This is a genomic window from Paenibacillus pseudetheri, assembly GCF_924513355.1.
Taxonomy (GTDB): Bacteria; Bacillota; Bacilli; order Paenibacillales; family Paenibacillaceae; genus Paenibacillus_AQ; species Paenibacillus_AQ pseudetheri.
This window is the reverse complement of sequence record NZ_CAKMAB010000048.1, coordinates 19,342-38,556: the sequence shown is the minus strand read 5'-3', so window position 1 is coordinate 38,556 and position 19,215 is coordinate 19,342. Positions and strand designations below refer to the sequence as shown.

Sequence of the window (19,215 nt, the reverse complement as noted above, 5' to 3'; positions counted from 1 at the left end):
TTCCTTCAGATTCCACCTCACGGTGGACACCCTTGCCCTTGGCTAACGGTAGGCGCTCGCCAGCCCCCGTTCGGGACTTTCACCCTAAAGATGACGCCCATGCTGGGCGTACCAAAAAAAGCAATCCTTGCCTTATGGCTTGGATTGCTTTTTAAAATGGAATGATCCAACTTTACTCATGTATGTTATCGATAACGAATCAATAAATCTATGGGGTAACGCCCCGCATTGCGACCATATAAGGCTAGGCCTCCACCCTCTGCTTTAAGCTCCAATCGGAAACTACGATTTCGATCTAATTTAGCCGCTAACTGCCCTGGTACACTTACTTTACATAGATAGCCGTAAGAGCCCGCCTCATCCAACTTATTCGCTAATGGCTGATAATGCCAAGATAATACACCTCGGCTGTCGGCCGGATCATCTGGCAAATAGAAGGAGCCAATCTGTTTACCTTCTACCAGAACATTCACACGTGAAGGATGACGTTCTTCGTCAGTCATATAGTACGTATTGGGATTATACTCCACCCTAGCGTCTGCACCGTGCATGAGATCAAGTCCCATTTCATTTTGCTTTGCGCCTTCAAGATTTCGAGCCAATACTCGCTTTGCGCCGGCTTCGAACATGATTTCGATCTCGCCAATCATCTTTTTCTCCATACCATCTGGAAGAGTTACATCATATGCATAATGGCCTTGCCCAGCCCCATTGATTTTTGCGCACTGAATAGCTTCCCATTGTTGTTCAAAGTTGTGTTCTTTATACGCATCCACAGGGATATTAATACAATCTCCACCCCCTTCAAACCTTACACTCTGATTTCCGCTTCTAACATCAAACGTAATGAAGTTGCGTGTGATTACCTCTTCCTTATTATTTATCAAGGAAACTGCCAGCACCGCAACTGCGTCCTGATCAGGCATAAGAACATACAGAGGAAGTAAATCTGCTACTCCATATCCGTCCCAATTCACGGACATATGCTCACTTTGTGCAACAACTCGCGTTCCCAAATTGTCGTACCAAAGTTCCCACTTCACCTGTAAATGCTGTCCATGATATTTATCCGAGAAGCTGGAACGAAGGAGCGGAATTTTAACTTCATCCATTGCGCTTACTGTCTGGCATGGCGGTGCATCGATCACGATGAAGTCCGGTGAATGTAGATCAGAAATCGTCATACCGGGAACAAAGGCATCATAACCAAAATCTTTATCGCTGCCGTCTAACCGATAATAACCATTGAACTCGTTCGTAACGTCGCGAAATTCGGTAAATACAAAACCACACAGCTTATCATGCCGCCGGAATTCATTCATCATATAACGGTAATGCCATGCTAAATCACTGTCCCCTGCACCACCTTCAATACCCCACACGTTACCACATTCGCTGTTCATTAACGGGGCATCTGATTGCACATTACCTCCGATACAGTTAAAGTCTGAACCCGGGAATGTTCTAGCTACAACCTCGTTCAAATGAGATCTAAGCTGATCATAACCATTAATGTAGAAATGCCAAGTATTGATATCAGATTCCACATGATCATAGTTACAAGGTGAGTTATCTTCAACGATTCTAGATGGATCAAGCCGTTTAGCCCAATGATATTTTTCCCGAACCCATTCCTGTGTTTCTTTGAGATAACTAGTCTGCTGCTGTAAATCACTCGTCAGACGAATGTCCTGAGCGTTCGTCTTCAAGCCCCAAGTCTCATTAAACATTACCCAAGAGAAAATGGATGGATGATTATAGTCTCGTTCAATAATCTCGAGTGCTTCACGTTCATACGAGGTACGTGCTTTTTCATCCGGATTTCCCCAAAAGCAAGGCATGTCTTCCATCACCAAAATACCCAGTTTATCCGCCCAATATAGTTTGCGTGGTTCCTCTGGCTTGATATGAATACGCACAAAGTTCAGTCCCAAACGTTTCATTAGATAGATTTCATCCCGCATGTCTTCATCAGACGGATAAGTGAAATAGCCCGTTTTGTGATAAGACTGGTCAAGGGTACCGTTCAAATAAATCGGCTTACCATTAAGGGTAATCCAGCGATAACCACGCTCATCAAAGCGTACTGTTTGGATTTCTCGAACTCCGAAATAGGTGCTGACTGTGTCTGTGCCAAAAGATCCGCTAAGTTGGAGTTCGCCTTCGTACAAATAAGGTGTATCTGGACTCCACAAAATTGGATCTGTGATATGAATAGAGAGCTTAAATTCATTCTCCCCTGCGATAAGATCTATTTTCTCAGTATGCAATATAGAATTCTCTGCGAATTTCAGCGTGAAATCAGCTGAACCAGCTTCTTGTGCAATGATTCTTGTAGTCATGTTCACTTGCCCATCAATAGTGGTCACAAACTTAGTATCTTTCATATAAGTCTGGGGCCGAGATTCTAGCCATACGGGCTGCCAGATTCCGCGAATTTCTCCATATCCCTGTTTGCCACGTGCTTGGTAATCGTGATCGAAGTCCTCTACTCTGACGACAATTGTATTCTCTAAATCTGCAACCCAGTGCTGAGTAACTTCAAACTCAAACGAGCCATATCCACCTTGGTGCGAACCAACATGTACTCCGTTTATCCAAACGTCACATGAATAATCCACTGCCCCGAATCGCAAAAATAGTCGTGTCTGTGAGTCGATAGACTGCCATTTCAAAGTCCGCCGATACCATCCTATCCCTTTATGATCACTGCCAATACCTGATAATGGACTTACCCAAGAAAAAGGAACAGTAATCCTCGAACTGTAAGCGAATTCGAAATTGGAATACCAATGTTTGCTAATTCCTTCATTGTTTGGATCAAAGCTAAATGACCATTCCCCATTCAAATTCATCCATTCGTTGCGCTGCCAATGTGGATGCGGATGTTCGGGACGAGGAATCGGAAGACTCTCAACATTCAGTACTGAAGTTGTCATGATATGAGCACAGCCTTTCAAAATAAGAAGTTGAGCTCATTTTAGCACCAGTATATAAAATCCGCAATGTATATTATAATTTTACAATATTGAATCTTCAGTGTACAATATCCTCAACCTATCCTAACGAAAAGGAATACAACCAATGAATGATATTTCGCAAGAAACGATACGGTACCCTGCTTCACGCATATTAGATGTTGCTAAAGCACTTTCTGGAGATGTCAGAGTCCGCATTCTTGAAGCCCTTGGTGACAAGCCTATGAGTGTCAGTCAATTGGCCGAAACACTTGGCGTAGCTCAACCAACAATTTCAATCAATGTACAGACCCTTGAGCAAGTTAACTTAATCTCATCTACACAAGGAGCAAATCGCGAGAAAATATGCGCGGTCACCTGCCGATCCATCCATCTCGATCTTCCTTCGAAGCTAGGCGATGGTCTGCATCAAACGGAAGAAATACATATGCCCATCGGGATGTTCTCCCGCTGTTCTATTCAACCCTCGTGTGGTATGGCTGGAAAAGACGGCGGAATCATCGGTTCTCAGGATGATCCACGGGTATTCTACATGCCGGAACGTGTTGATGCATCTCTCTTATGGTTCGCTGACTCTGGTTATGTCGAATACTATTTTGCCAATCCACTCCCCCCTGGTGTCGAGCTAGATGAGATTCGGATTTCGGCTGAGGTTTGTTCTGAAGCACCTGCATTCCGGGAAGATTGGGCAAGTGACATCACATTAACTATAAATGACCTACATGTCGGTACTTGGACTTGTCCATCAGATTTCGGTAACCGGAAAGGAAAGTTAACACCCGAACGTTGGAAGAGTGGTACAGAATATGGAATGCTGACAGAGTGGAGTATCTCAGAACAGGGTAGCAAAATAAATGGAATTGCTTCTTCCCCTACTACAATTAGCTCACTGCAGCTGGCATTTAATGAGCCCATTCGAGTACGCTTTGAGATTCGCGAGGATGCCCTCAATAGACGAGGACTAAATCTATTCGGAAGTGGTTTCGGAGACTACTCACAGGATATCATCCTGTCGTTTGTGCGTCGTTCAGTATTGGGTACATGATAACACGTAAGAATTGCACACCTGAAACCAGAGAAGATCGAAAGCTTCAGGTGTGCCAGTGGACAATGTTTTTTTACACAACAATTACTTACGCTTATCTTCAGCTTTTTTGATATTCTCAGCCACTCTAAATTTCACGATCTTACTAATTAATTCATAGGGCATCGGCTGATTAAGAGGGAATTGAATGGATCCTTTTGCTCCTTTATAGACTGATAATTCTTCTTTAAAAGCATCAATCCCATTAGGCGTTGGATAAAATCCAATATGGTTTTTGAAAGCTGCAAAATGCACCAGATTTCCGTGCAGTTCAAAAGTAGGCATCTGATAACTAATCTTTTCTTTTGCATCAGGTGCCGCTTCCTTTATAACTTTTCTTATTGTACTAAGGATTTCTTGAATCTCCGGTGGAAACTTGGAAATATAGTCATCGATTGATTCATATGTGATTCTACCTTCCATGTTAAATCCCCTCTCTATTTCAAGTTACATTTAACTTTGATGAAGTGCTGCCAATGCCTCATCTTCTGTACTCTTGAACAATATTTTATTCCCCTGATTGCATTCGTAAATAAAATCATTCAGACTTTTACTATTATAACCAGTAAATTCTCCTACAATAGCAACTCGCATCTGATAGTTTGTATACTTTTGAAGAATCTCTCCGGCAAACCCCGTCTTTAACTCAAAAAAATCATCTGTGATTTGTTCTTTTCTTAGAATCATTTTATCGCATTCTTGATATCTCACGTTTGCCATTAGATCCAGTGCATCATTTACATTATTAATTACAATACCCTCGCTGGAAATCAAAGCTACTGTTGAATTGTCTTTACGGTTTAATGTGATTTGCATTCTAAATTGCTCCTTTTTCAATAAGAAATTCTTTTACATTGTGGTTTCCTTGTTGGATAGCTATAGCTAATACGGATTCACCACCTTCAATTTTAGCATGGACGTTAGCTCCGTGTTCGATTAACAAGCGTATCAGCTCCACATTATCCGAATGAAAAGCTGCAGAATGCAAGGCAGTATGCCCATCGCTATCAAAAATTTGTGTCTGAGCCCCCTTGTTCAATAGCAATTGGATAACACTCATATCCCGCTCCCCAGCAATTGCAGCATGAAGTGCAGTATTAGAAGGAATGAAACTAATCTTAGAATGGGACACTGCATCAATGTCAGCCCCGAAGTCTAATAACACCTGCACCGCTGCTTCTTTACCGAAATGTGCTGCATATCCCAAAGGTGTAAGACCCTCGTTATTTTCCGTATTTACTAGAGCCGGATGGAATTCTAGAATTTCTTTTAGCCGTGCAGCATCGCCATGTTGTGCCGACTGAAAAACTTCATTAATGCTTTGCCGTAATTCCATTAGATTTCGCCTCTTTTCGATTGATGAAGAAATGATTTAGCTTATTTTTTCTGGATAGTTAAGCCATTCTCCTGCTAACAAGAAGAAACGACGTTGTCGTCTTTTAAAGACGATAACCATTTCTCGTAAAATATAAGGATAATGTATAGCGTGAAACTTATACTTTCATATATTTCAAAACAATAGAAAACATAAAAACAATACAAATTTATTGTAAAACAATAAATTAAATGCTAAAATCATGAAGTCATTAAATAAGTGAGGTGTTTTAAATGAATGTTAAACGAGGATCAACCACTTTCTTAAAAATAATTATTTTTCTGGTTGGAATTGCAGTGCTTGCTTTGTGTATCTGGTTGCCTGAGATAGCGGTAAGAGATGCAAGAGTACATCCAGATACGGCTTACTTCCTGATTCCCTTTTTAGTATGTGCTTACGGATTCTGTATTGCGTTTTCTGTTGCGCTGTATCAAGCATATAAACTATTAAACAACATCGAAAAGAACAATGCTTTCTCTGAATTATCCCTTAAATCTTTGAAGATCATAAAGAAATGTGCTTTTACAGTCATTTTCCTCATTTTGTTAGGAATAGTAAGCTTAAGGGTGCTTGCGAAAGTTACAGTTAGTGATGATGCATCGGGTCCTGAATCATTATGTCTAATGGGTCTTTTAGCAACAAGTATCATCGCAGCCATTGTGGACGCACTTCAGAAGCCATTAAAAAATGCCCTAGATATAAAGCCAAAAAATGTATGATTCACGATCAAATATTAACATTAGAATTTAATATAGCCAAAAGAAAAGAGTATTCAATTCGAAGGTTATCGAATGAATACTCTCTTTTCAACGGATCTTGTGGGTCACATTTTAAATTAAATCAGACTTTTGAAGTAGCCGCTTAACGATTGCTGCAACCTCAGCTCTGGTCATATCATCCTTGGGAGCAAACACATTGCTGCTTCGTCATTGATTAATTGATATGCATATGCAGTATTAATCGCACTGTTATACCAATCCGTAGTTTTAACATCCGAAAATGGTGTTGCTGTTTGACTCAATCCTAGTCCGAGACCGCGAACGACAATCCCCGCAAACTCTGCGCGGGTAATCGCTTGATCAGGTGTAAACTGACCCCTGCCAGTCCCTTCGATAACTAAACGGGAACCCATATCATTCACTGCCTCTTTTGCCCAGTGATTAGCAACATCACTGAATTCAAGCGGATGCCAGATTACAGAGTAAGTGCCACCACTAAGGCTGTTAATTGTAGCAAAATATTTGCCTTCAATGACTATCACATCAGTAGGTACATGATGCACTGAACCATCAGAATCAATATACACACCGGTTGTAATCTTATTCGGGTCCATCCCCTCTGGAATAGCAATTGTCGTTTCACATACGTATTGAATTGAGAAAGTTCAATACTCTTATCTCCGTAAATACCTCTAGCTGTAAAGTTTACTGGTGCGCCGACTAATGAAAATGATCCGTTTTGTGCAGCTGCTCCTAATGCCTTAACTTGATCGGCAGTTGGAGCGCTGATTTCAATCTGTATTTTAATATCTTGTAAAGCTATAGACTTGCCAATCTGCGCGGATAAGGCCTCAATATCAATCTGCCCGGCAGGCAGTGTAAATGTCGTATTTCCCGTTCTGATTTCAAGTACTGCTTGATTTCCCTACATATTTTTAGCCATTTGTCCGTTTAGTTCGCCAACGATAACATCAGATTTTCGAGTGGCAGTGATAGAAACCACAGCACCTTTACCTTCAGCGGCGAGCTTATCTTCCAGCTTCTTCTGATCTAAAGTAATAGTGGTTAAAGTTTGATCATTCCGTTTACCATTCGTTGCAGTTCCCACGGTTTCCGCTTTACCATTGATTAAAATGGAAGCATCATTTGCCACTTTAGCCGGCGTTGCTGATGGAGTTGGTTGAGAAGGAACATCAACACTGGATGGAGCGCTCGGGATGACTGTATTGGATTTAGTAGATGATTCGCTAATGCCACCTTATTGATTGCCTGTACCGTGAAGGAGTAGCTAGTACCATTCGTTAAGCCACTGATTGTAAGCGGACTTCCAGTTCCAGAAACCGTTAATTCTCCCGGATTAGCCGTTACTAGATAACCTGTGATTTCGCTTCCCCCATCGTTCACCGGCGGTGTAAAGGTGATGATCGCTTGACCATTCTCTGCAGTTGCAGTTACGGATGTTGGAATACCCGGTGCTGTAATTGGCTTAGCAGGAGCCTTCACAGTTACTTCAATGCTCCTGTCCATTTAGTACTCGGCGGACAAGATATTAATGTAGATATTGAGGAAACCGAAGTTATTTACCGTAAAAAAATACCTGCCAGCTTGCTCTCCGTCTCTTATTTTTCCAACGCTGACCACTCTATGCTGACGAAGAAGAATGCCGCATCCCCCTTAAGGACTTATTTAACCGCTGTTTTCTTTCCACGACAATTGGTGGATGATCAATATTTAAATGATCTTAGTCGATTTGTGAAGACACCACCGCAACCTATTTCCAGGTAAGAAGTCTGGCTATTGACTTTACCCTTAGGGGAAGGTGCATAGTGGAATTGATCATTAAATATCGAAGAAATGGAGATGAGATTGTTGCTGTCCATAGGAGAATTCTCGAAAATATGCGAAGTGTCAACAAAAACACTACGGTATTATGATGAAATCGGATTAATTCATCCCGATGAGATTAATCCCGAGAACGGTTATAGGTATTATTCCATCAAACAACTAACAAAAATGCTCTTTATCAACCGTTTGAAATCTTATCATTTCTCACTAGAAGAAATCAAAGACATTCTGGAATGGGAGCAGGATCATTTTGAAGAGAAGCTTAGTGCAACCCTAAATCTCAAAAAAAGAAAACTACAAGCGAAACTACGAACTTACGAATATACATTAAAGCAAATTAATAGTGATGTTCTAAATTTAGAGAAAGGAATATCGATGATGTCCTACCTAAATAAGATAGAAGTGCAACTTGTTGAAACCAAACCAATGCAAATTCTTTTCACGCGTCAAATGTTGAGCAGTGATGATTATGCACTTGGATATGGTAAGTATTTTAGCCAACTGTATGAAACTATTGCCACTGAAAAGCTGACCTTGCTGGGTACGCCAATAACAATTTATCACAGTGAAGAATATAATCCTGCCGGGAATGATACAGAGTTCGCCCTACCTATTGAGGAGATCGTAAAGGGAACGAGAGAATTACGTGAAGGGCTATGTGCGAAGTCTGTTTATAAGGGCCCTTATTCAGAATTAACATCGGTTTATGCGAAGCTCACAGAATGGATAGAAAATGAAGGTTATGAAATGGTGAACTCACCCTATGAAAAATATATAACAGACCCCACGCAAATTACTGATCCTGAGGATCTTGTTACTGAGGTGTTTTTTCCAGTTAAGAAAAGATCGTAGCCACACTCATATTCACACAAAAATTTGATTAAAGGAGTTACCTTAATGAATAGAAACTACTGGCCCACGACAGACTGGCAAACTTCAGATCCGGCTACCTTAGGAATGGATGCTGAACAACTTTCAGCCCTAGAAGCGAAGATTAAATCCGACTATAGCAATATAAACGGAATTGTAGTAGTGAGAAATGGGGCGATTGCCTATGAACAATACTTCAAAGGCTATGGAACGGATGATCCGCATCATGTGGCTTCTGTAACGAAAAGCATCGTTTCCGCCCTCATTGGTATTGCCATTGATGCAGAATTTATCAAGCATGTTGATCAGAAGGTGCTGGATTTTTTCCCCGACTATGTTCCCGACGATGCTGCTGCCAATCTACAAAAACGAGAAATCACTATACGCCATTTGCTTACCATGACAGCTCCCTATGCTTTTGAAGACTGGCACGAGCCACTGGAGCAACTCTGTAAATCGTCCGACTGGATCAAATACACACTTGATATCCTTGGCCACCAAGGGAATGTTGGTGATTTTAAATATTCCACCGCGGGGGCGCACTTACTGTCAGCTGTCATCACTCGTTCCACAGGAAAAAGTGCCCGTGAGTTTGCTAACGAGCGATTATTCAGACCTATTGGCATGACGGAAATCCCTGATTATGAGATGAAATTATTTGGGTTTGATGATTTATTTGGGGTAAATGTGAAGGGATGGGTGGAAGACCCCAATCGTATCACCACAGGAGGATGGGGACTTACGTTGTCTCCACGTGATATGGCGCGTTTTGGTTTATTATATTTGAACCGTGGAAAATGGGAGAATAATCAGATTATTTCGGAGACATGGATTGAAGAATCAACAGCGATGAACCCTAATCATTACGGTTATTTGTGGTGGCTACGCGAAGAAGATGGGATTTACACTTACTCAGCGTTAGGTGATGGTGGTAATGTCATTTGTTGCATTCCAGAAAAAAACCTCATCGTAACCATCGCCTCAGAATTCACACTTCAGCCTCGTGACCGGTGGCCTCTGATTAAGGATTGTATAATTCCGTCTGTATTAGAGTAAAAAGTTAGAAACATGCTGGTTGCCACTTCATTAACATCAAGAAGAGCAGCCAGCTGTCTACACTCTAAATCATTTTACTTCAAGGAAAAATAATATCGCCTTCGTTACTGCTTACATCAAAAAATCCTACTTTGTGTTTTATAGCCAACTCCCGCATCGCCGTGTAGGCTTCGTCAGCTAGGGAATAAGCGAACGCCGCATAGATGACGGATGTGCCAAGCGAGTAGTCAGTCAACCGGTTATCCGTTCCGGCTTCCTCCATCGCCTCAAAAATCTCATCCTCTACATTCATATTAGGAAATTGCTCGGACAACTCACTATAAAAGCGTTGCAGCGCCTCCGATAAAACTGATGGATCATTATAGGCATGGTCTTCCGACCATTGCACTTGCTGCTCGTACCACTTCATAAACGCTGCTCTCTCTTTCGGTGCCTTAGACGTCTCGAATGCCATCAAATCATAACTCATTAGCAATCCTCCTCTATAGCTCTTCCAGCCTCAACCCACTTTCTCAGCCTCCTCCAATCTGGGATCGTCCCGGCTCTGTCTAAAAAAAGGCTACACCAAGAATGCCAGAGGCAACGATAATGGTGAGTGGATGCAGCTTATATTTCATTAAACCATAAAGTGCAGCGAATACAATGATCAACGTGCCAATGGTTTGCCAAGTAACGAAGACGTTGTCCACGCTATTTAAACCAAACCGAATCGCAGCATAGGCAATCAAGCCTGTAATCACTGGACGCAAACCATAAAATAACGTTTTAATCCATTGACTGTCCCTCACCCGATAAAAGAAGATGGAAATAACGATAATGATTAAAAATGAGGGCAGAACCATACCTAGTGTTGACACAATTGCTCCTTCGATTCCGGCTATACGATATCCGATTAAGGTTGCACTGTTCGTCGCAACAGGCCCAGGTGACATCCCTGCGATGGAAACTACCTCTTGGAATTCCCTCTCGGATAACCAACCACCAGCCATGGCTTCGTGCTGAATCATCGGAATGATGGCGTACCCTCCTCCAAAAGAGAGAAGGCCAATTTTTATAAAAGTGAAAAATAAATTCCAAATCACATCGCTTCCCCCTAGATGTAATACTCCGGATAATTCGACTCTTCATCAGAATCATTCAAGGAATCCTTCTCCGTCCGAACTTGGAGCCCTAAGAGCTGTTTGATTGGCATATATACAAATCCGATAATTAATCCAACTGCGATCACGTAAATGGGATTGATTCCGGAAACTAATAAAACAATCGGTATAACCAACGCCGTAACAGCGGTAGTCTTGTCAAAAATAGCGTTCTTGGCCATTCGATATGCTGCTACTAGGATCAAGGCAATAACAGCACCATGAATCCCCTTCATGGCGGCAATAACTTTTGGTTGGTCGGCCAGTTGTGAGTATACGGTGCTAAGCAAACAAACAATGATAAAGGTTGGAATCGTAATCCCAGCGATTGCAGCAATCGCACCCTTCACACCAGCAAGACGATAACCAATGAATGCCGCCGCATTTACACCTACCCCACCTGGTGCTGCGCCAGCTAAAGATAGAATTTCATCCATCTCCTCTTCCCCCAGCCATTTCCGTTTAGCGGAAATTTCCCGTTCGATCATAGGGATCATCGCATAACCTCCCCCGAAAGTTACGGGACCGATTCGAACAAATACCCAAAATAACTGGAACAATAGACTTATCCTAAGGTCTGTATTCGTCATCGCATTTGTTTTCATAGTTGTTCTCATGGACTCCACCCTTATATTTTCTGTCATAATTTCATTATATCACTTTTTCCCAAAATGGAATTAAGTTTTTTGAACGGTAAAATACAATCTAGGGTTTATGCGTTATACTATATTAATGTTAATAAATACAAACTTTATAAAAAACGATCTTACTAGTTCATCCTATATATAGCTTGGAGGTATATCGTGGAAAAGCGCTCGACACACATTCCATCCCCAAAGAAACTCCTATACGACCGAATCGCCGAACAAGGCACAGTTTCCAAATCGGACCTATTACAGACATTCTCACTTACCAAAAGCACAATGACCCGAATATTAGATGAGATGACGGAAGAAGGCTTGCTGATAGAATGCGGATTTGGGGAATCTAGCGGAGGTAGAAGACCTATTTTATACCAGATCAATCCTTCCTACGGCTACATCATCGGTTTAGAGATTTCCAGGTTGTATTCTTCCCTTGGTTTATTTGATATGCAAATGAACCCAAAATCAATTGTGCACTGGAGAATGGACCAGGCATTCACACCAGAAAGATTTATGGATCATGTAAGTAGTCAAATACGCGCTTTTCTCAGGGATCATCAGTTAGTGGACAGTCAAATCATTGGGATAGGAATAGGGGCCGTGGGACCGCTTGACCGGGAAAATGGTTTAATCTTAAAACCGCTACACTTCCCTTCTTCAGGCTGGAACAATCTCCCGATATGCAAACTGGTGGAGGAACGAACGGGCTTCAAAGCTTTGCTCGACAACGGTGCCAATTCCGCACTTCTTGGAGAACGATGGTCCATCCGTCACGCTAGCATTCAACATATGCTCTATGTACATGCCGGAGCAGGGCTCCGCTATGCGATGATGTCGCATGGAAGTATTGTTCATGGCACGATGGATACGGAAGATGCCATTGGTCAAATGATCATCCAGACAGACGGACCCAGATTAAACAATGATGGGAACTACGGTGCTCTGGAAGCATTCGTATCTGTACAGGCGCTAGAACAAAGCGCACGCTCAGAGGCGAAAAATGACAACGACCTGATCCTCCAAAGATATAAAGTCTCGCCTGAGAAGCTAACTTATGATGTACTTGTTCAAGCCTTTAGAGATGGCAATCCACACGCACGTGAATTATTTACTCAAGCCGCCATTCACTTCGGGATTGGCCTCGCCAACGTTATCAACCTGTTACATCCTGAGACCATCATTCTAGGTGGTGCACTCATCCACTCTCACGAGTTGTTCTTCCAAACGGCGGTTGAAGTGGCACAGCGAAACACTTACCGTTATCCTGAATACCAACCTCACTTCACTCTAGGTACTTTAAAAGAAGAAGCTGTGGTGACTGGAGCCGCTATTATGGTAAGAAATCAAATGGTTCTTTAACATAACAATAAGGTTGTCCCACAGCCATTTGCATGATTGTTGGGACAACCTTATTTAATTTGACCTATAGTGGTTGACAGCAACTCTTAAATTTTTAACCACTTCCGCATATACAAGGATTATTTCGACTTGGAAGATTGTTCGGGTGTAATTCGAAAGCGGCCTGGTATATCACTCTTCTGTGAAACAAAATCCATGCAAGGGATAAACTGAATATAGGGAAATTGTTGTTCCTGGTAATATGACATCAACTCGTCTAGATCATTACTGCCTTTCCCCGAACCCGTTATACGATGTGCATCATGAATAGACTATGGACCATCCAGACTAATCCCGACCAAAAAGTTACACCTTTTGAAAAACTTCGCCCATTTCTCATGAATAAGCGTTTCGTTGGTCTGCAGTGCATTACTGATCATCGTATGTGGTAGAGCGTACTTAGCATGGTGTGAAATCACACGTTCAAAATACTGAAGTCCGGCTAATAGCGGCTCCCCTCCCTGCCAAGAGAACGTCGCTATTCCTGATGATCTTGTCATGTCCTGAGCGATAAACCGCTCCAGAAGATCCGTATCCATTACTCTGATCAGTTGCTGAGCTTGTCCCCCTGCAGTGCTGTAATAGCAATAATCACAGGCTAGATTACAATCCTCTGAGACGGTTTTCCATACGATTCTGCCCCTCCTATGTAAATACTAAAACATCATAGCAAGTCGAATAGCTGGACAAAAAACTGCACTCCCCATTGCCCATTGCGACAAACTCATGAGAGCGTGCAGTTTCTTTGAGGATGAGTTGCAGAATATGTTGGTATCAACCCGGCTGCTTCAAAATACGATTCAGGATTGTTCAGTGAGATAACCAGCACGTGGGTGTTACCCCCGAAAATGCTTACGGAATTGTATATTTACCACTAAAATCCACTAATTGGGAGATAAGAATTTCAGATGGGAAGACCTCTCCGATTCGTAAGATATTCCTCATCATTAACCTAAAAAGGCAATCGAACGTTTTACTTTTCTTGCAAATGCAACGGGATTATCAATCGACTCCCAGTGAATATACATAAGACGTGGATTCTCAAACAACCAGTGATTATGGACTGCTGTTACTTTGATCCCGTTCCTGCGAAGGTTTGACAGCAATCGATTGACTTGGTTCTGAAAGAGAGCCGTTTCCCCTAAGCACAATGCACGGCCTGAACTGTCCAGTGATTCAAATGAGAACAGTTGATAACGGACCAATGGAGATGTGGTAGCTCTTCCTAAAATTGAAGCGTTTACTTTCCTGTTTCTGGTGACAAAACAAACCGGCCCCTTTGTAATTTCATGCTCGGTTGCACCTAAAATGGTTGAAAATTGGTTACATAGTCTTCTAAAACGGGGACTTGCTTTCACCTGTTCAGCCATACGAAATCATCCTTTCAGAATAAGTTAAGAATCCAACTTCATCGCTCCACTTCATTAACCCAAGAATGCAATGGATTCTTTAGTTTTTCTAGCAAACGCAACTGGATTGTCAATGGATTCCCAGTGCATATACATTAAACGAGGGTTTTCTTTTAGCCAGTGATTATGAAGCGCAGTCACTTTTATCCCACGTTTACGGAGATTCGACATCAATCGATTCACTTGATTTTGATGTACAGCAGTTTCTCCCAAACAAAGCGCGCGGCCTGACTTATCAAGAGCTTCAAACGAAAACATTTGCATTTGCACTAAAGGAGAGCGCGTTCTTCTTCCCAGGATCGTCTCCCTTAAATTTGTCATGCGCATGACAAAACAAACCGGACCTTCTTCAACTTCCGATACACCACCTAGAATTTTTCCAAATTGCATACAAAGTCTTTTGAATTGCGGGCTAACCTTCACCTTTTCTGCCATATAAATCCTCCTTTACTCATTTTCGAAATATCTTATGACCAAAAAAGAAAAGTGTATGGACGAAACACTAAAGATAAACGAATATCAGGTTGTCGTGTTGACTCTTGTCAAAAGAAAAAGCCGAGTGAAAAACAGGTTAAATACCTGAAATTCTTCGGCTAACAAGGGCCCATCTGTTTCATTCCACGCTTAAGTGTGAAAAATTCTATCTGGAAGATCTCATATGTACAACGATGGCAATAATACGGATTCAAGCGAAACTAAATAACCAGTCACCGATAGACTTCCGGAGACTGGTTATTTTAACTTGTAAGGTGTTTTAACCCCGTATCACAAACGGGGTACTTTTTTTATTACATGTTGTTTCATGAAATACGGACGTATTCCTTATTCGCTGTTTCCAACATGGTTTTCCAATCCGCAAACTTCGTCTCTCTAACTACATGACGATCAAAAAGTTCATCAGGTATGTCAGCAACATCTTCTTCTGTCTTTACTTGAAAGTTCCCTTTGATTACAAACTCATCGAAACTCTTGCAATTGGAATACTTACTCATAAACGCTTCATTAAATAACTTCTCGAATGAGATATGATTGGGATCTTCTTGATACGTTTTCTGACCTTGCAACTCATTCATCAATTCTTCCATGGTCATTGGTTTTTGTCTTCTCAAATTACCACTCCTAATTTTCTGTTATAGTTATAGAATATCATGTTAATCCATAAATCACACGAATCCTAAGCTTACCATAATTTTGACTATTTCACCTTTCAAATTTCACTTAATATGCAAAGGATCCGCCTCTATACTTAAAATATAACAAAAAACCTCCCTTATTCATAAGGAAGGCTCTTAATATTAGGACAATTTCACCAAGCTGTAGTTTTTCTTACCCTTACGGATAATGATAAACCGGCCGCCGATAGCTTCGCTAGCTGTAACTTCCAGTGCTACGTCGCTAACTTTCTCACCATTCATGGAGATTGCTCCTTTGGTGATATCTTCACGTGCTTGACGCTTAGATGGCTCGATACCAAGATCAACCAACCACTCTACGATATTTTTAGATTCCAGCGCAGTTTCATAGGTCGGCATTTCCTTGAAGCCTTGCTCGATCTCATCAGCAGTTAGGGATTTGATATCTCCACTGAACAGAGCAGCAGTAATACGTTTAGCCTGTTCCAGCAATTCTTCACCATGCACGAATCTGGTCATTTCTTCAGCAAGTGTTTTTTGTGCTTCGCGTTTATGCGGTTCAGTCTGTACTTTTTCTTCAAGTGCATCAATTTGCTCTTTAGATAGGAACGTAAAGTACTTCAAGTATTTCACAACATCACGGTCATCGGTATTCGCCCAGAACTGGTAGAACTCAAACGCAGTCGTTTTGTTTGGATCGAGCCAGATTGCTCCTCCAGCTGTTTTACCGAATTTTGTTCCATCGGCTTTCAGCATAAGCGGGATCGTAAGACCGAATGCTTTTGCTTCGGGTCCTTCTTTTCTGCGGATCAGATCCAGACCGCTTGTAATGTTGCCCCATTGATCGGAGCCACCAATTTGCAGCTGCACATCTTCATGCTGGTACAGATGTAGGTAATCTAGAGATTGCAGGATTTGGTATGAGAATTCTGTAAAGGAAATTCCGCTGTCCAATCTGCTCGCTACAACATCTTTGGCAAGCATCGAATTGATGCTGAAGTTCTTACCATAGTCACGCAAAAATTCGATCACATTGATTTTATGCGTCCAATCGTAGTTGTTCACCATACGAATTTGATTGTCGCCATCAGTAACGAACAGTTTTTTCATTTGTGCGGTAAGTGCATCTACGTTAGCTTGGATTTGCTCCAACGTCTGCAATGAACGCTCAGATTGTCGTCCACTTGGATCACCGATCGTACCCGTAGCACCGCCAATTAGCATAACCGGACGATGTCCTGCAAGCTGGAATCTTTTGAGTACCATGAACGGAATCAAGTGACCAATATGCATACTGTCACCCGTCGGGTCTACACCGCAGTACACCGAAACGGATTTCTGGTTGGTCAATTCTCTAAGCCCTTCGGCATCGGTTTGTTGATTGATGGCATCGCGCCATTCTAGTTCGTCGATAATATTCATTGCCTAACACCCCTTAAATTAGTAGATATCCTATAACGAATCATCAGTCCGCCAAGCGAATATAAGGATAATTGATGAAGTGAAACATATAAATCCTTATATTTAAAAACAAAAAAATCGTCCCCTTGTCTATTGTAGACATAGGGACGATTGAATAACCGTGTTACCACCCAGATTGCACCAATGAAACGCTAATGCTAAAACACAGCATTGATGCCACTCGTGACGAGATATCGTTCGCCATTCCGCTCGGAGTTAACCGAGATACTCCAAAGTGTAATTCGTACTCTTAGTGTGTACCGGGTTTCATCAACCCCCGGCTTTCTGGAACAGGGACTAAGCTACTACTGGGCTTCTTCAACGTATATCGTATATAAGATTACAGCCAGTATAGTGAAATAATTCTTCAATGTCAACATCTTAAGCTGAGAATGCTCAGACACACTCCTGCAGTGACGTACCACTAGAGGGCTAAAGTGATACTTCATTTTCAACGCAGATCAGTAATACTCCTTGTTCCCCGTGTTACAATCCGCTTCGTTTCCTTGGAATCCGAAGAAATTATCCACTTCTCGCTAAGCCGCAGCACCCAGACTGGATTGCTTTTACTCGCATCGTTCAACCAATTACTTACAGAATCCTGAACGTACTTTGCCGGATCTGACTTAAGTGGTTCTAATAATGGAAGTGCTTTTGCTGGGTTTTCTTTTAGCACAGTAATATGCTTCGCCCATACCCCATGTGGCCGCGTCAATTCGATCGCATATCTCCTTATGTTCGTATCTTGATCATGAACCCAATCCTCTAACAACTTAATGGATTCATCCAATTCTGCAATGACTGATTCCCTTAAAGCCATCCATGAAATCTCACGCACCCCAAAATGATCATCCGCTGCAAAGGGACGGATATCCGTTAGCTTTTGCGATAGACTTAAAGATTGATTTAGACCGATCATATAGGCAGCCCAACAGCGGACACTATCGGAACGATGCTGTGTTAGAGCTGTGAATACTCGGGATTGTTCCACTTCTGATTTGCATTCCAATACCTGTTGCCACTCCCGTGCGATAGCCGGTATGAGCTTCATGATTTTCTTTTCCGTTGAATCACGAAGCCTTTGTAAAATTGGTTCGGATTCCTGTCGAAAACCTAGCTCGTCCAGCACATTTTCCAACAAAACCATATGGTCCACAGCAAGCCATTCCGTTAAATTCACAGTCTGTAATTGTCCTTTATGCAGTAGTCCTACAACCTCAGCAGGAATATCGCTAACTTTTCGAGCTCCCTTCCTATGCTCCATAGAAATCGTCCCTTCACCTATGATTTTAAAAGCTTGGATAACCTTCTCTTATATCTAGGATACGGGTATTTCTAACCATAAAGATGTAATCTCATTTACAACTCATAATCTTTATAAATTTCTCCCCAAGACCTTATCATGGTGGATAAGTATAGTTCTGAACCCTGTCTGGAGCACCTCAGCTTTCACCAATTCTTGCAATGCCACAGTAACCGCTTCTCTGCTTGCACCAATCAAATTGGCGATTTCTTGATGTGACAGTGGAACATTGATTTTATAATAATTATCTTCACTTTTAACGCCTAGTTGATCCGATAGCTTTAAAAGAACGCACAATATTTTATCATGAAGATTTCCGATGGCTAGGTTTTGAGTTAACTGACTCATACTTTTTATACGATCGCTCAACACTTGCATTAATGACATCAAAAATCTAGGTCGAGTAGCTACGAATTCTTCAAATCTTACAGGATCAATTGTACAGATATGACACTCTTCCATGGCTTCAATGTAATGATCTTTGGTTCCAAACGAAATCACATTCATTTCACCAAAAACATTACCCTCACTCAGAATATCCGAAGTAAACTGCTTCCCATCCGCATTCAATCGGTATAAACGCACCTTCCCTTTTTTCACAAAAAATAATCCTTCAGAGAAGGTTGTCGGTGTCTGGATATATGTATTTTTCGGAACCACTGTTATTCGAGTTAACTCTTCCATTTCCATTAGATCTTCCAACGCTAACGATTGAAGCAAATTGAATTGAGATAAATAATGAATAGTCTCCATAGCCCCTCCCTTATATAACGTTATTCGTTATTTTAGTATACCGCACAA

The 19,215-nt window shown here is 41.7% G+C and carries 22 protein-coding genes and 1 other annotated feature; of the genes, 5 read left to right on the top strand and 17 right to left on the bottom strand.

The features are described 5' to 3' along the window. Positions 1–185 precede the first annotated feature (185 nt). Positions 186–2,939, bottom strand: coding sequence for a glycoside hydrolase family 2 protein (locus L1028_RS27345; RefSeq protein ID WP_234541103.1), 2,754 nt, complete (start codon positions 2,937–2,939; stop codon positions 186–188). Positions 2,940–3,084: 145 nt separating this feature from the next. On the opposite strand from L1028_RS27345, the gene L1028_RS27340 reads away from it, so the two are divergent. Then, on the top strand, positions 3,085–4,023 hold the full coding sequence (locus L1028_RS27340) for an ArsR/SmtB family transcription factor (RefSeq protein WP_234541102.1): 939 nt from the start codon (positions 3,085–3,087) through the stop codon (positions 4,021–4,023). Between the two features lie 84 nt (positions 4,024–4,107). Here the strand turns inward: L1028_RS27340 and L1028_RS27335 are convergent, their stop codons facing one another. From L1028_RS27335 to L1028_RS27325, 3 genes are read right to left on the bottom strand one after another with little or no spacing between them, the layout of a single operon-like run. After that, positions 4,108–4,485 carry an iron chaperone gene (locus L1028_RS27335; protein ID WP_234541101.1) on the bottom strand — a complete coding sequence of 126 codons (378 nt, stop codon included), beginning with the start codon at positions 4,483–4,485 and terminating at the stop codon, positions 4,108–4,110. Positions 4,486–4,515: 30 nt separating this feature from the next. Then, on the bottom strand, positions 4,516–4,878 hold the full coding sequence (locus L1028_RS27330; protein ID WP_234541100.1) for a DUF4180 domain-containing protein: 363 nt from the start codon (positions 4,876–4,878) through the stop codon (positions 4,516–4,518). Between the two features lies 1 nt (position 4,879). After that, the gene (locus L1028_RS27325; RefSeq protein ID WP_234541099.1) at positions 4,880–5,398 is read right to left on the bottom strand and encodes an ankyrin repeat domain-containing protein; all 519 of its coding nucleotides are present in this window, start codon (positions 5,396–5,398) and stop codon (positions 4,880–4,882) included. 272 nt (positions 5,399–5,670) lie between these two features. Here L1028_RS27325 and L1028_RS27320 point away from each other — a divergent pair, with 272 nt between their 5' ends. Continuing rightward, positions 5,671–6,156 (top strand): DUF2975 domain-containing protein, encoded by a 486-nt coding sequence (locus tag L1028_RS27320; RefSeq protein ID WP_234541098.1) that lies wholly within the window; start codon positions 5,671–5,673, stop codon positions 6,154–6,156. A 170-nt stretch (positions 6,157–6,326) separates the two neighbouring features. Here the strand turns inward: L1028_RS27320 and L1028_RS27315 are convergent, their stop codons facing one another. From L1028_RS27315 to L1028_RS27305, 3 genes are all read right to left on the bottom strand, one after another. Then, positions 6,327–6,770, bottom strand: a complete 444-nt coding sequence (locus L1028_RS27315) for an S-layer homology domain-containing protein (protein ID WP_234541097.1) — start codon at positions 6,768–6,770, stop codon at positions 6,327–6,329. Positions 6,771–7,081: 311 nt separating this feature from the next. Then, entirely contained in the window at positions 7,082–7,264 is a 183-nt protein-coding gene (locus L1028_RS27310; protein ID WP_234541096.1) for a hypothetical protein, read from the bottom strand. Positions 7,265–7,284: 20 nt separating this feature from the next. Next, positions 7,285–7,683, bottom strand: a complete 399-nt coding sequence (locus tag L1028_RS27305) for a fibronectin type III domain-containing protein (RefSeq protein ID WP_234541095.1) — start codon at positions 7,681–7,683, stop codon at positions 7,285–7,287. Positions 7,684–8,025: 342 nt separating this feature from the next. Here L1028_RS27305 and L1028_RS27300 point away from each other — a divergent pair, with 342 nt between their 5' ends. Continuing rightward, the gene (locus L1028_RS27300) at positions 8,026–8,853 is read left to right on the top strand and encodes a MerR family transcriptional regulator (protein ID WP_234541107.1); all 828 of its coding nucleotides are present in this window, start codon (positions 8,026–8,028) and stop codon (positions 8,851–8,853) included. Positions 8,854–8,898: 45 nt separating this feature from the next. Then, entirely contained in the window at positions 8,899–9,927 is a 1,029-nt protein-coding gene (locus L1028_RS27295) for a serine hydrolase domain-containing protein (RefSeq protein WP_234541094.1), read from the top strand. Positions 9,928–10,006: 79 nt separating this feature from the next. Here L1028_RS27295 and L1028_RS27290 read toward each other — a convergent pair whose 3' ends face one another. The 3 genes from L1028_RS27290 to L1028_RS27280 form a co-directional block, all read right to left on the bottom strand. Further along, positions 10,007–10,396: a hypothetical protein gene (locus tag L1028_RS27290; protein ID WP_234541093.1), complete on the bottom strand. Its 390-nt coding sequence runs from the start codon at positions 10,394–10,396 to the stop codon at positions 10,007–10,009. Between the two features lie 79 nt (positions 10,397–10,475). After that, positions 10,476–11,009 (bottom strand): chromate transporter, encoded by a 534-nt coding sequence (locus L1028_RS27285; protein WP_234541092.1) that lies wholly within the window; start codon positions 11,007–11,009, stop codon positions 10,476–10,478. Between the two features lie 11 nt (positions 11,010–11,020). Then, positions 11,021–11,683: a chromate transporter gene (locus tag L1028_RS27280; RefSeq protein WP_234541091.1), complete on the bottom strand. Its 663-nt coding sequence runs from the start codon at positions 11,681–11,683 to the stop codon at positions 11,021–11,023. Between the two features lie 186 nt (positions 11,684–11,869). On the opposite strand from L1028_RS27280, the gene L1028_RS27275 reads away from it, so the two are divergent. Continuing rightward, positions 11,870–13,069, top strand: a complete 1,200-nt coding sequence (locus tag L1028_RS27275) for an ROK family transcriptional regulator (protein ID WP_234541090.1) — start codon at positions 11,870–11,872, stop codon at positions 13,067–13,069. 311 nt (positions 13,070–13,380) lie between these two features. Here the strand turns inward: L1028_RS27275 and L1028_RS27270 are convergent, their stop codons facing one another. From L1028_RS27270 to L1028_RS27240, 7 genes are all read right to left on the bottom strand, one after another. Continuing rightward, positions 13,381–13,743 carry a radical SAM protein gene (locus L1028_RS27270; RefSeq protein WP_234541106.1) on the bottom strand — a complete coding sequence of 121 codons (363 nt, stop codon included), beginning with the start codon at positions 13,741–13,743 and terminating at the stop codon, positions 13,381–13,383. A gap of 312 nt (positions 13,744–14,055) precedes the next feature. Next, a complete protein-coding gene (locus L1028_RS27265; protein WP_060624189.1) occupies positions 14,056–14,478 on the bottom strand; it encodes a DUF1259 domain-containing protein in 423 nt (140 codons plus the stop codon). 54 nt (positions 14,479–14,532) lie between these two features. Continuing rightward, positions 14,533–14,952, bottom strand: coding sequence for a DUF1259 domain-containing protein (locus L1028_RS27260; RefSeq protein WP_234541088.1), 420 nt, complete (start codon positions 14,950–14,952; stop codon positions 14,533–14,535). A 365-nt stretch (positions 14,953–15,317) separates the two neighbouring features. Then, the gene (locus tag L1028_RS27255) at positions 15,318–15,626 is read right to left on the bottom strand and encodes a hypothetical protein (RefSeq protein WP_423803096.1); all 309 of its coding nucleotides are present in this window, start codon (positions 15,624–15,626) and stop codon (positions 15,318–15,320) included. A 186-nt stretch (positions 15,627–15,812) separates the two neighbouring features. Continuing rightward, positions 15,813–17,072, bottom strand: a complete 1,260-nt coding sequence (gene tyrS / locus L1028_RS27250) for a tyrosine--tRNA ligase (RefSeq protein ID WP_234541087.1) — start codon at positions 17,070–17,072, stop codon at positions 15,813–15,815. Between the two features lie 139 nt (positions 17,073–17,211). Continuing rightward, positions 17,212–17,442: a binding site (T-box leader), on the bottom strand. Between the two features lie 120 nt (positions 17,443–17,562). Then, entirely contained in the window at positions 17,563–18,375 is an 813-nt protein-coding gene (locus L1028_RS27245) for a DNA alkylation repair protein (protein WP_234541086.1), read from the bottom strand. Between the two features lie 111 nt (positions 18,376–18,486). Next, complete coding sequence (locus L1028_RS27240) at positions 18,487–19,167, bottom strand: Crp/Fnr family transcriptional regulator (RefSeq protein ID WP_234541085.1); 681 nt, start codon at positions 19,165–19,167, stop codon at positions 18,487–18,489. Positions 19,168–19,215 lie beyond the last annotated feature (48 nt).